The 12624-nt window shown below is 64.6% G+C and carries 11 protein-coding genes and 1 pseudogene; 1 reads left to right on the top strand and 11 read right to left on the bottom strand.

Annotation, left to right across the window (positions count from 1 at the left end):
• Positions 1-100: 100 nt before the first annotated feature.
• The 4 genes from ABIA45_RS30750 to ABIA45_RS30765 form a co-directional block, all read right to left on the bottom strand.
• Entirely contained in the window at positions 101-1162 is a 1062-nt protein-coding gene (locus ABIA45_RS30750; protein ID WP_404654682.1) for an MBL fold metallo-hydrolase, read from the bottom strand.
• Positions 1163-1300: 138 nt separating this feature from the next.
• Positions 1301-3445 (bottom strand): methyl-accepting chemotaxis protein, encoded by a 2145-nt coding sequence (locus ABIA45_RS30755; RefSeq protein ID WP_404654683.1) that lies wholly within the window; start codon positions 3443-3445, stop codon positions 1301-1303.
• A 166-nt stretch (positions 3446-3611) separates the two neighbouring features.
• Positions 3612-4337 (bottom strand): outer membrane protein, encoded by a 726-nt coding sequence (locus ABIA45_RS30760; protein ID WP_157285638.1) that lies wholly within the window; start codon positions 4335-4337, stop codon positions 3612-3614.
• A gap of 224 nt (positions 4338-4561) precedes the next feature.
• Positions 4562-4882 carry a hypothetical protein gene (locus ABIA45_RS30765; protein WP_035996689.1) on the bottom strand — a complete coding sequence of 107 codons (321 nt, stop codon included), beginning with the start codon at positions 4880-4882 and terminating at the stop codon, positions 4562-4564.
• Positions 4883-5071: 189 nt separating this feature from the next.
• On the opposite strand from ABIA45_RS30765, the gene ABIA45_RS30770 reads away from it, so the two are divergent.
• The gene (locus ABIA45_RS30770; protein ID WP_035996692.1) at positions 5072-5356 is read left to right on the top strand and encodes a hypothetical protein; all 285 of its coding nucleotides are present in this window, start codon (positions 5072-5074) and stop codon (positions 5354-5356) included.
• 32 nt (positions 5357-5388) lie between these two features.
• Here the strand turns inward: ABIA45_RS30770 and ABIA45_RS30775 are convergent, their stop codons facing one another.
• The 7 genes and pseudogenes from ABIA45_RS30775 to ABIA45_RS30805 form a co-directional block, all read right to left on the bottom strand.
• Complete coding sequence (locus tag ABIA45_RS30775) at positions 5389-6330, bottom strand: AEC family transporter (protein ID WP_157285637.1); 942 nt, start codon at positions 6328-6330, stop codon at positions 5389-5391.
• 105 nt (positions 6331-6435) lie between these two features.
• Positions 6436-6645 carry a hypothetical protein gene (locus ABIA45_RS30780; RefSeq protein WP_035996696.1) on the bottom strand — a complete coding sequence of 70 codons (210 nt, stop codon included), beginning with the start codon at positions 6643-6645 and terminating at the stop codon, positions 6436-6438.
• On the bottom strand, positions 6642-6818 hold the full coding sequence (locus ABIA45_RS30785; RefSeq protein WP_197424428.1) for a hypothetical protein: 177 nt from the start codon (positions 6816-6818) through the stop codon (positions 6642-6644). Before ABIA45_RS30785 ends, ABIA45_RS30780 begins: the two co-directional genes overlap by 4 nt.
• Positions 6819-7186: 368 nt before the next feature.
• The gene (locus ABIA45_RS30790; protein WP_275510857.1) at positions 7187-8806 is read right to left on the bottom strand and encodes an ABC transporter ATP-binding protein; all 1620 of its coding nucleotides are present in this window, start codon (positions 8804-8806) and stop codon (positions 7187-7189) included.
• 2 nt (positions 8807-8808) lie between these two features.
• Complete coding sequence (locus ABIA45_RS30795; protein ID WP_035996700.1) at positions 8809-9648, bottom strand: ABC transporter permease; 840 nt, start codon at positions 9646-9648, stop codon at positions 8809-8811.
• The gene (locus ABIA45_RS30800) at positions 9645-10616 is read right to left on the bottom strand and encodes an ABC transporter permease (protein WP_404654684.1); all 972 of its coding nucleotides are present in this window, start codon (positions 10614-10616) and stop codon (positions 9645-9647) included. Before ABIA45_RS30800 ends, ABIA45_RS30795 begins: the two co-directional genes overlap by 4 nt.
• Positions 10617-10826: 210 nt before the next feature.
• Positions 10827-12378: pseudogene (locus ABIA45_RS30805) on the bottom strand (ABC transporter substrate-binding protein).
• Positions 12379-12624 lie beyond the last annotated feature (246 nt).

Below are 12624 nucleotides of genomic sequence, written 5' to 3' on the forward strand. Positions count from 1 at the left end.
TCTCCGCGGGGACGGTGAGAGTTGGACTCGCGGAGATTCCCCCTCACCCGCCACGCTTCGCGTGTCGGCCTCTCCCCGCAGGCGGGGAGAGGCGAAGAGCTCACGTCGTCCGAAACTGCAGCACGCCGTCCTGCATCTCGGGCGTGAGGCGGCCCTCGACGATCATGTAGTTGACGTGGGCGACGAGCTCGCCGGCGGCAAAGCCCATCTGGTGCTCGTCCAGCACGTGCTTGTTGAACACCACGGGCACCAGGGCGCGCGAGGTTTGCGGCACCTCACGGCAGGCTTCCGCGATCAATCGGCAGCGCTCTTCGTGGTGGTCGGCGAGCTGCTTGATGCGGGTCTTCAATCCGTAGAACGGCACGCCATGGCCGGGCAGCACCAGCACGTCATAGGGCAGCGTCGTGGTCAGGCTGGCGAGCGAGGCCAGATATTCGCCGAGCGAATTCTGGTCGGGCTCGACCGCCCAGACGCTGACATTCGGCGAGATCTTGCTCAGCACCTGGTCGGCGGAGAGGAACAGCTTGTCGTCGGCACAATACAGCATCACTTGGTCGAGGGCGTGGCCGCCGCCGGTGATGACCTTGAAGCGGCGCGTGCCGATCACGACGTCGTCGCCATGCGAGATGCGGCGATAGGACGGCGGCAGCACCGAGACGCGCTTCAGATAGTCCTGGCCGCGGCCGAGCAGCTTTTCGGTGAGCGACTCGTCCATGCCATGGCGGCGGAAGAACAGCCGCTGCGCCTCGCGCCGCTCCTCGGTGCCGCGGTTCTGGTGATAGACCGATTGCAGATATTCGACCTGCGACATCACCAGCGGGCAGCCGAACCGCTCGACGATCCAACCGGCGAGACCGACATGATCCGGGTGGGAGTGGGTGACGATCAGGCGCGTGATGTTGACGCCTTTCAGCGGTCCGTCGAACAGCTTCGTCCAGGCCTCGATCGTCTCCTCGTTGCCGAAGCCGGCATCGATCATCGCATAGCCATCGCTATCGGCGAGCAGGTAGATGTTCACGTGGTTGAGGCGGAACGGCAGCTTCAGCCGCGCCCACAACACGCCGGGCCGCACCTCGACCACCTGTTCGGGGCCGGGATGCTGTTCCCAGGGGTAGCGCAGGGCCTCGGCCGAGGACTGCGGGGTGTCGGTTTTCGAGCTCATGCTATCGGCTTAAACCCAGTGCGCGCAGGGCGCCAGCCGAAAAAGGATGCTGGGCGGCGACAGCATGGCGGTCATACCGAGGCAGTTTTCCGTAACCCGGATTGCGCTACGCTTCATCCAGGCTACAGGACAGGGCTCTTACGCCGCCCGCATGTCGTTGAGGAAGGCGTCGATCTCCCCGCGCAGCATATCGGCCTCGCGCCGCAGCGCGTCCGAGGCGCTCAGCACCTCGGTGGCCGCAGCGCCGGCTTCGGCGGACGCGGTGGAGACGCCGACGATGTTGCTGGAGACCTCGCTGGTGCCGCCGGCGGCATGCTGGATGTTGCGGGCGATTTCGCGCGTCGCGGCGCCCTGCTCTTCGACCGCGGCTGCGATCGTGGTGGTGACGTCGTTGATCTCGCCGATGATCCGGCCGATGCCCTGGATTGCGCCGACCGCGGAGGTCGTGACTGACTGCATGCTGGCGATCTGGGTGCGGATCTCGTCGGTCGCCTTGGCGGTCTGGCTGGCCAGGCTCTTCACCTCGGAGGCAACCACCGCGAAGCCGCGGCCGGCCTCGCCGGCGCGCGCCGCCTCGATGGTGGCGTTGAGCGCGAGCAGATTGGTCTGCGAGGCGATGGTCTGGATCAGGTCGACGACGACGCTGATGCGGCTCGCGCTGTCGGCAAGGCTCTGCACCGTGGCGTCGGTCGCTCCCGCTTCGTCGACCGCCTTCTTGGCGATCTCGGCGGAGGTCACGACCTGGCGGCTGATCTCCTGGATCGAGGAGGACAGCTGCTCGGTGCCGGCCGAGACGGTCTGCACGTTGACCGACGTCTCCTCCGCGGCGGAGGCGACCGCGTTGACCAGCGCGTTGGACTGGTCGGCGGTGTTCGACATGCTCTGCGCGGTCGATTGCATCGAATTGGCCGATTGGGCCAGATTATCGAGCGCGGAGCGCACCGTGCTTTCGAACTGGGCGATCTTCGCCTCCATGCGCGCGGCCCGCTCGGCCTTGGCGATACGGTCCTTGTCCTGCTCGCTCGTCAGCGCGCGGGTCTCGATCATGCTCTCCCGGAACACCTGCAGCGTGTTCGCCATGACGGAGATTTCGTCGTTGTGGTTCTTCGAGCGGTAGATCTCGGTTTCGAGATCCCCGTTCGCGAGCAGCTGCATCGACTGCTGCAAGGCGCCGATCCGGCGCAGGATGTTGCGGCCGACATAGAGCCATACGAACAGCGCCGAGCCGACCAGCATCAGCGCGCCCAAGCCCAGCATGACCGACGTCGCGAGCGAAATCTCCTGCCGCGCCTGGAGGGTCGAGGCGTTGGTCTCTTTCTGCACGCCGTCGACGAGCTGCTGCACGCTGATGCCGAGGCCGACATTGAGCTTGCGCGTCTCGTCCAGGATGGTCTGACCATAGTCGATGGAGTCGAGCTCCTTTTCGCGCAAATTGAACACGCCGGTCTTACCGGCGCCGAGCGCGAGCAGCTTTTCCGCGGTGTCGCGCAGCATCTTGTTGCCCTGGTTGTCCGGCAACAGATCGAGGTTCGACCGCAGGCGCCCCTGCGCGGTCTTGAATTCCTTCTGGATGTCGTCGAGCTTGTCGCTGGTGTTCGCCGACAGCGCCGCGCTCATGTTGGCGGCGGCGAGATTGCCGCTGGCGACGACGTTGCCGAGCTGACCGACGGTCTGCGCGGCGTCGGTCGCGTCTGCGGCTGACAGGTCGGCTGAACCGAGAATGGCATTGACGCGAGTCTGCGCGTCCAGCATCGCCGGACTCGCTGCGCCGACGAACGCGCCCTGCGCGGCGCGAAGCGCGTCATATTGCTTGTCGTGCAGCGCCGCGATGTCGAGCCGTTCGCGGGCGGCTTTCGTCAGGCTCTGAGCCGCCTCGTTGATGCTCTTCATCGTATCGCTGAGCCCGGAGACGACGCTCTTGTCGCCGCCGAGCTCGATGATCTCGTTGAGCTTCTGCTGCGTCTGCTCCTGCAATTCCCTGAGTTTCTTGGTGCGTTCGTTCAGAGCGTCCTCGCTCTGCGCCGCAAGCAGGGCCGGTCCCTGTGCCGCGAGGCTCGCACTCAGCGCCGACAATTGCAGGCTGGCGGAAAGGCGCGGAATGTCCCGTCCGCTCAGTTCAGTCATGCGTCCGCCGAGATTCTGCAGCGCAAGGCCGGCGCCGGTCGCGATCACGAGGCCCATGCCCGCGATCAAGATGAAGGCTGCGAACAGGCTGCCGCGCACGCCCCATCTCGGCATTTTGAAACGCGGCTTGAAACGGCCGAGACTGAAACGGATCGCCATCGAAATTCCCCCACGCCCTTGCTTTATATTTTGTGGCGGGGAGTATCGGCCAGGGCGGTTAAAAAATCGCAATTGCTGCAATCGGTTGCGTGCGTTCCGCAGAGCGAAAAAAGAAGGGGCCGGCAGTGTCGCCGGCCCCTCATCACGATAATGTTTTGCTAACCGATCAGTAGCGCGCCATGGCCGGGCTCGCCCAGTTGAAGCGGTAGTTGACGCCCGCCTTGAAGGTATGGTCGTCGGTGGTGAAGGCGCCGGTGCCGGCGAGCGGACCGGCGGTGAAGCTCGCGTCGCCGAAATTGTAATACTGGTACTCGGCCTTGGCCGACCAATTCGGGGCGAACATGTATTCGAGGCCGGCGCCGACGGTGTAGCCGTTGCGATGATCGCCGGTGATGACGAAGGCGGTCGGCACGCCGCCGACGGTGACCTTCTCGTTGTTGTCCGAATAGGCGTAGCCGCCCTTCACATAGACCAGGCCGGGACCCCAGGTGTAGCCGACGCGGCCTGTGATCGAGCCGAGGCCGCGCTGGTCGTTGGTGTAGGCGATGCCGCCAGGGAACACCGCGCCGACGCTGCCGGAGAGCCAGGAATACTGGCCCTCGACGCCGACCACGAAGTTCGGGTGGAACTGCCAGTCCCCGCCGACCTGCACGCCGCCGAGGAAGCGGCCGTTGCCGTTGTTGCCGGTGGAGAGGCCATTGAAATTGTTGTCGCTGGAGAACGCGCCGCCGACATGGGCGCCGAGATAGAAGCCTGTCCAATTGTAGATCGGCGCGGCGTAGGCCGGCGCGGGCGTCTTGTAATAATTGCGGTTGCCGAGATCGGCGCCGACGGCCGGCGCAGCCGCGCCCACCACGAGCAGCGCCACGGTCGCAAACAGAATCTTCTTCATCGTCTTGAACTCCAACACGTAAATGTCCCGGCAGGCGCGTTTTCTGCGCCGCGTTGGTTTTGCAGATAGCTCGCTTTTGACGAAAATGCTGTCACATCCGTGGCACAGCGACGGCCAACGTAACTTGTTGGGCCGTAAATGATTTTCGTGCTTAATGGCAACTTAAGAAGTGGTGAAGGAAGGCTTAACGGCGCACTCTGTCGGTAACTTGCGCGCGCCTTGCGTTAACCAAGACGCCGCCGTGCCTCGTCGCGCATCTGCGCGCGAAAGGCGGCGCGCTTTGCCGGCCTGTCTTCCTCACGCACGTCGTGTCGATCGAAGATGTCGAATTTCTCCAGGATCGGATAGCGCTCGCTCGCCATCGCGAGCACGCGCAGTATCCTGGTCCCCTCCGGCGTCGGGCCGCTGACCTCCCAGCGCCGGATGGTGTCGGCGCCGCCTCTCTCCGGCAATCCGCAAAGCTTGGCCATGTCGGCCGCGCTGAGCTTGCGCTCGAGGGCATCGGAGAGGTCGTTGCGAAGCTGCTTCAGTTCGGCGCCGGTCATGCTTGCGTCCAGGGAAGTCACTGAAAGCAATGCACTAGCGCTGATTCGGGTCCATCCGAAGACGGTGTGAGTCCGCCGCGCTCCGGCACCTTCGTCCGCACACGGAGTTATGAAGGGAGAACCCATGGAAATTTGCCGATGCATGAACACTTGGCACATCGGGGCGCGCAACGGGTGAAGGGATCAGCCATGAAAACCATCAGACTCGCCATTTCCGCGCTGATCACGACGGGACTGCTTGCCGCACCATTCGCGGCTGAGGCAAAAAAGGTCCGGTCCAGCCGGCAATACAGCACTGGTGTGGTGGCTCCGACCTATGGCGGAGCCGGAGCGCCGGCCGCGCAACCGAGGGCGGCCTACGGATCGTCGGGACAGACGGTCGGCACTGTCACCGCGCCGTCGATCGGATCATACAATTGGCCCTCGGTCGGCGTGACCAACTCGGCTCCCACCTGGAGCAACACCACGAGATAGAGGGCTCCGGCAAGGTGGAGGCCACTGGCGGATCAACGCATGCCGCTCGCCGATCCCGAGAGCAGATAAAGCGCGATGAGCAATGTCGCGACCGACAGCATCGTCGTGATCGAGACCGTGGCCGCAACCAGCTTCTCCTCGACCTTGTGTTCATGTGCGAGGACGTAGACGGTTTTCGCCGTCGGCACGGCCGCGCAGATGACCGCCGCAACCGTGTAGAGAGGGGTGAGGCCGATCACGACGCAAAGCCCGTAGACGATGAGCGGCATGACCACCAGCTTCACCGCCGCGAGCGCAAACGACGCTTTCAGGTTGGACCGCAAGCCCTCGATGGACAGGCCGAGCCCGATGGCGAACAGCGCGCACGGCGTGAGCGCGGCCGCGATCATGTTGAGATAGGCCGCGACCGGTGCCGGAATCGGCAGTCCCGTCACCGCCCAGGTGAGGCCGATGAACGTCGACAGCACCATGGGATTGAGCAGGATCTGCTTTGCCAATCCCATAGAGCGCACGGAGGCCCCGCGTGCATCGCGCTTTTCCAGCAGGATCACCGTGATCGGAAACATCACCGCGGCCACGAACACCGTCGCGACGGCCGCGGGCAGGACGGCGGGTTGGCCGTAGATCGCATGCAGGATCGGCAGCGCGACGAACCCGGTGTTGGTCATCGCCGCCGCCATCCCGTGAATGGTGCTGCTGGCGAGGTCGTGTTTGCCGCCTGCGCGGACCGGCACGAACACGAGCGCGAAGCAGATCAGCGAGCCGCCGCCGAAGGCGAGCAGAAAACGCCATTCCAGGAGATTGCGCGCCGGCTCCTGGGCGATCGTGACAATCAACAGCGCCGGCATCGCCACGTTGTAGGCGAAATGCACCAGGGCATCGGCCAGCGCGCGCGAGAGATAGCCGAGCTCGCCGGCGAGCCAGCCGGTAACGATGATCGCGAATACGGGAAGAACGAGGCTGGCGACCTCCATCCGGCTTCCCCCTCATTTTCGAACAGGGAGGGTAGACCGGCAATGGACTGGCGTCACTCCGTGATTTGTGGGCCGCCTTGATTTGTCGGAGGAGAATCCGCCTCGCTAGATTCCCCGGCGCCCCTGGTCTCCGATCACGCAGCGCCAGGCCGCCAGGCGCTCGGCCGGATGCTGGTTCATCCATTCGGCAAGCTGCGGCGCGCCCATCAGGCAGGCCTGCACCGAGATTTGCGCAAAGTCCGACGTGGTGACGATCTGCTCGTGACAATTGGAGGGAGAGGCGAGGCTGCAAAGCACGGCGATGATCTTGATCACGATACGTTACCTCCGTCGCGGCCGATGAACGGGCGACCGATCGCCGGCTTTCCCTGGCCCTCGTCCGTCGGATCGACCGGCGGGAAGATGCTATCGTAGATCGCCCGCGCTTCCTGGATGAGGCGCGTTCGCTCGCGCTCGGACTTCGAGACAAATCGAATAACTTCGCCCATGTTGGCTCCGAATATCAGTGTGAGTCCGTCATGAGATGACGTCGATCATTCAAACGTCATCTATGGTCATGCCCTTAAGCTTTGAAGTGGCGGGTCCGTTCACGACCGGATAAAAAGCGCGTGACCGCGCCGCGCAGTTCCCAGCATCCCGGTGCGTCTTGCTTGCTGGGTTGTTGAGCTGCCCATCACATCACGTTCGTTGTACGGCGCCAGCCGCGACGACCGACTATGGCGTCAAATCACCCCTTGCCGACACGAGCAAGGATGGTCTCACGAAAGCAAATGCCGCTGAATCGAATATGTTTCGCCTCGCTCGGCGTGCAAGTTTTGGAACCATCACGGAGATCAATGAACGAGGACGAACCGTCTCAGGCCGCCGGCGCGTGCTCCTTCCGTCCAGGCACGGCTGCGAGCAATTCGCGCGTATAGGCGTGCTCGGGCGCGGCGAAGAGTTGCGCAGTCGGCTTCAGCTCGACGATAGCGCCGCGCTGCATCACCGCGATGCGGTCGCAGATCTGGGCAGCGACGCGCAGATCGTGGGTGATGAACAGCATCGACAAGCCAAGGCGCGCCTTGAGATCTTCCAGCAACTTCAACACCTGCGCCTGCACCGAGACATCGAGCGCGGAGACGGCCTCGTCCGCGACGATGATCTCCGGCTCGAGCGCGAGCGCGCGGGCAATGCCGATACGCTGGCGCTGACCGCCGGAGAATTCGTGCGGATAGCGTTCGAGCGCGCCCGCGTCCAGGCCCACCATCTTGAGGAGATCGCGCGCGCGGTCGAACGCCACCTTCGGATCGGTCCCGGCTGCGATCGGCCCGTCGGCGATGATGTGGCCGATCTTGCGGCGCGGATTGAGCGAGGCGAACGGATCCTGGAAGATCATCTGGATGCGATGGCGCTCGCCGCGCAGCGCCTTGCCGGAAAGCGAGGTCAGGTCGGTCTCGCCGATCCGCACCGTGCCGCGGTCGGCTTCGATCAGCCGCATCACCAGGCGCGCTACCGACGACTTGCCCGAGCCGGATTCACCGACGAGGCCGAGCGTCTCGCCCTTGAGGATGTTGAAGTTGACCGCGCGCGCCGCATCGACGCGGCGGGCCTGGCGGAACCAGCCGCCCGACGTGACGTAGGTCTTGTCCAGCCCGATCACCTCGACGGCCTTGGCCCGATCGTCCAATGGCTCTCGCGGCGGCGGATCCATCGAGGGCACGGCGGCAAGCAATGCCTTGGTGTAGTCGTGCTGCGGCTCGTTGAAGATGGCCGTGGCCGGACCTTCCTCCACGACCTTGCCGTGGCGGAGCACCACGACCTGGTCGGCGATGTCGGCGACCACGCCGAAATCATGCGTGATGAACATCACCGCCATGTTGCGGCTCTGCTGGAGGTTCCGGATCAGCTTCAGAATCTGGGCCTGCGTGGTGACGTCGAGCGCGGTGGTCGGCTCGTCCGCGACCAGCACCGCGGGCTCGAGCGCGAGCGCCATCGCGATCATGGCGCGCTGGCGTTGGCCGCCGGAGAGCTGGTGCGGATAGGCGCGCACGATACGCTCAGGGTCGGGCAGGCCGACCTCGCTTGCCAGCGCCAGCGCCTTGGCCCGCCGCTCCTTCGGCGTGAGCAGGCCGTGCGCCTCGAACATCTCCGCCATCTGGTCGCCGATCCGCATCAACGGATTGAGCGCGGTCATCGGCTCCTGGAAGATCATCGCCAGCCGACGGCCGCGCAGATCGCGCCAGCCGTCGTCAGCGAGCTTGAGCAGGTCCCGGCCCTCGAACTGGATTTCACCGGAGGTGACCGACACGGTATCCGGCAAAAGGCCCATCAGCGCATGCGCGCACATCGACTTGCCGGAGCCGGACTCGCCGACGACGCAGACGATCTTGCCGGGCTGCAGATCGAGCGAGACGCCGTCGACCGCGAAGGGGCGCTCGGCGCCCTTGGGCAGCGCGATCCGCAAGTTCCTGATGGAGACGGCGGGCGGGGCGGTCATCGTCAGCGGCCCTCGCGCGACAGGCGCGGATTGAGCGCATCGTTGAGGCCTTCGCCGATCAGGTTCAGCCCGAGCACCGAGATCAGGATGGCGATGCCGGGAAACACGGTGATCCACCAGGCCTGCCGGATCACGGTGCGGCCGGCGCCGACCATGTAGCCCCAGGAGATCAGATTGGGATCGCCGAGGCCGAGGAAGGACAGCGAGGATTCAAGCAGGATCGCGGTCGCCACCATCAACGAGGCCAGCACGATCACGGGCGACAACGCGTTGGGCAGGATCTCGCGCAGGATGATCCAGCTGTTGCTTTGGCCGGTGACCACGGCGGCCTGGACATATTCGCGAGTACGCAGCGACAGCACCTCGCCGCGCACGAGGCGAGCGACCGGCGGCCAGCTCACCACCGCGATCGAGGCGACGATCGAATAGATCGAGGGCTGCAGGATGGCGACCAGCACGATCGCGAGCGCGAAGCTCGGAATGGTCTGGAAGAACTCGGTGAAGCGCATCAGGGCGTCGTCGACCTTGCCGCCGAAATAACCGGCCATGGCACCGATCGGCACGCCCACGATCAGCGCCGCCAGCGTGGAGACGAGACCGACCAGAAGCGAGACGCGGGCGCCGAAGATCATGCCGGCGAAGATGTCGCGGCCGAGCGCGTCGGTGCCGAGCGGCACGGCCCCGAGCGTGAACGGCGGCAGGAACGGCCGCTGCACCATGCGCCAGGGCGAGTTCGGGAACAGCATCGGTCCGAACACCGCGACAGAGATTGCAACCAGGAGGATGACGAGCCCGATGACGCCGCTCGGGCTCTTCAGCATCGATTTCCAGAACTGTTTCATGCGGCGTATTCGATCCGCGGATCGACCAGGCGATAGACGAGGTCGGTGATGAGGTTGAAGGTGAGGACCATGGCGGAGCAGATCACGAACACGCCGAGCAGCAGATTGTAGTCCCGCTGCAGCAGCGCGTCGTACATCAGCCGCCCGATGCCGGGCCAGGCGAACACGGTCTCGGTGATGACCGCGCCGCCGATCAGCGTGCCGGAATGTACGCCGGCGAGCGTCACCACCGGCAGCAGCGCGTTGCGCAGCACGTGGCGGCGCTGGATCACGGCGTCGGAGAGCCCCTTGGCGCGCGCCGTCTTGACGAAGTCGAGGCGTTTCACCTCCAGCATCGAGGCGCGCGTCATGCGGGTGTAGGTCGCCATGAAGAACAGGCCGAGCGTCATCGCCGGCATGATCAGGTGCTTTGCGACGTCGACCGCATGGGCAAGGCCGGTGAGGTTGGCCCCGACCGTCTCGTAACCGAAGCTCGGCAGCCAATCCATCGTGACCGAGAACAGGAGGATGCCCATCAGCGCCACCCAGAAGATCGGCATGGCATAGAAGATCAGCGCGAACACGGTGATGGCGGTGTCGAAAAACGTTCCGGCAAAGCGCGCGGCGAAGGTGCCGAACAGGATGCCGAGCGTGAGCGAGATCGCGAAGGCGGTCAGTGTCAACAACAGCGTCGCCGGCAGCCGCTCGCCGATTAGTTTTGCGACCGGAGCCTGCTGGCGGAAGGAAAAGCCGAGGTCGAGGCTGACGACGCCCTTGACGTAGATGAAGAGCTGCTCGGGCAGCGGCTTGTCGAGCCCGAACTTCTCCCGGAGCTGCTTGACGAAGACCTGATCGCTGGCCCCGGCCTCGCCCGCCATCACGATCGCGGGATCGCCGGGCGCCAGGCGGATCAGGAAGAAGTTGAGGACCACGATCGCGAGCAGGACGATCACGCCCTTCAGGACACGATGAGCAACGAAGGAGAGCATCTTACTGGAGGTTCATAGAGGGTGACGTAGGCTTTAGCCACTGGGGCGGTACGCTCCCTCGCCCCGCTCTTGCGGGGAGAGGGTTGGGGTGAGGGGCCTCTCTCGGCGTGTGAGAAACGCCGACGGACCTGTACCCCCTCACCCGAGTATGCGCTTCGCGCACATTCGACCTCTGCCCGCGAGCGGGGAGAGGTGAAGAAAGGCATGCGCTCACTTGTCGAGCCATGCGTCCTTGAAGCCGTCATTGACCCCGATCCCCGTGGTGATCAGGTTCTTGACCTTGCAGCGCATGATGGTCGGAAATTGCAGCTCGAGCATCCAGGCCACCGGCACGTCCTCGACCAGGATCTTCTGCGCCTTCTCGTAGATCTCCTTGCGCTTGGAATCCGGCGTTGCAACCGCGCCCTCGGCGAACAGCTTGTCGATCTCCGGGTTGGAATAGCCCTCGACGTTGTTGAACACCTGGCCCTTGGCGATGTTGCTGGAGACGTAGTTGCGCCCCACTCCGAGCGCGGGGTCGCCGTACTGGTAGAGATAGGTGAAGGCGATATCGTAATCCCACTCGGCGATCTTCTGGTTGCCGCCGGCGACGTCGGTGGCGATCGTCTCGATGGTCATGCCGACATCCTGGAGGTTCTGCTTGACGGCTTCGCCCCAGCGCTGCCAGGTCTCGCCATAGGCCAGCGGCAGCAGGCGGATCTTCTCGCCCTTGTAGCCGGCTTCCTTCAGCAGTGCCTTGGCCTTGGCCGGATCGTAGGGGTATTTCCTCACGTCATCGGTATAGAACTTGATGGTCGAGGCCGACGGGCCGGTGGCAACCTTGCCGAGCCCGTTCCAGATCACGTCCTTGGCGAAGTCGCGGTCGACCGCATACATGATCGCCTGCCGCACCCGCTTGTCGGCGAGCGGACCCTGGCGGTTGTTCAGCCACAGCCAGGCCAGCGGCGAGAAGAATTCCCAGCCGGCGCCGGTGACGCAGGTGTCCTTCAGCTTGGACAGCCGCGGCACGTCGAAATTCTCGACCGAGCCGCCGGGGCAGCACGTCGACCTTGCCGGTCTCGTAAGCCACCGAGCGCGCGGCGGCGTCCGGGATGATCTGCCAGTAGATCTCGTCGAGATAGGGCTTGCCCTTCTCGTGGTAGTTCGGATTCTTGACCAGGCGGATGAACGAGCCCTTCTGCCATTCCTTGAACATGAATGGGCCGGTGCCGATGGGTGCGTTGTTGTAGGGGTTGGTCTTCCAGTCGGTGCCTGCATAGAGATGCTTCGGCACCATCGGCATCGAGCCGACCTCGAAGATGCCGAGGAACGGGCCGAACGGCTGCTTCAGCGTGAAGACCACAGTATGATCGTCCGGCGTCTCGACCTTGTCGACCTGCGCCAAATTGGTGCGGGCGCGCGCATGGGTCTGCTTCAGCATCTCGATCGAGAACAGCACGTCGGCGGCGGTGAAGGGCTTGCCGTCGTGCCAGGTCACGCCCTTCTTCAGCTTGAAGGTGTAGGTCTTCGCGTCCTCGCTGACGCTCCAGCTCTCGGCGAGCTCCGGCAGGGGATCGAGCTTGGGGCTGTAACGCAAGAGGCCTTCGAAGATGTTGCCCGAGACCATCTGGGTCGGGCCGTTCTGGACCTGCGCAAGCATCAGGCCGGGCGGCTCAGGCTGGATCACGGCATTGATCACACCCCCCGTCTTCGGCTCTTGCGCCAGCGCAGGGGCCACAAGGCCGCAAGCCAGGAGGAGACCAAGCAACACTCGTTTTGGCATGTCGTAATCTTTCTCAAGCGAGACCAGCCGGAAACGCTTCGCACGCGCCCTCGCGCGCAAAGCGACGGTCGGTCCATCCCAGTCCCCATCCGCCATCGAGGCTCACACAGTCCCGTTCGGCGCGGCAAGATGAAAGTCGCGACAGTGCTCGCACAAAAAATGTACAGCTCGTCCTGTTTTTCCCACCGCGCGACGGCACTATGGATCGGCCCGGTTCGAGCGATCGGGCGGCCTTCAGCCGTGATG

Origin of the sequence: Bradyrhizobium sp. USDA 336, from assembly GCF_044908355.1 — a bacterium.
In the GTDB taxonomy this organism is placed as follows: Bacteria; Pseudomonadota; Alphaproteobacteria; order Rhizobiales; family Xanthobacteraceae; genus Bradyrhizobium; species Bradyrhizobium yuanmingense.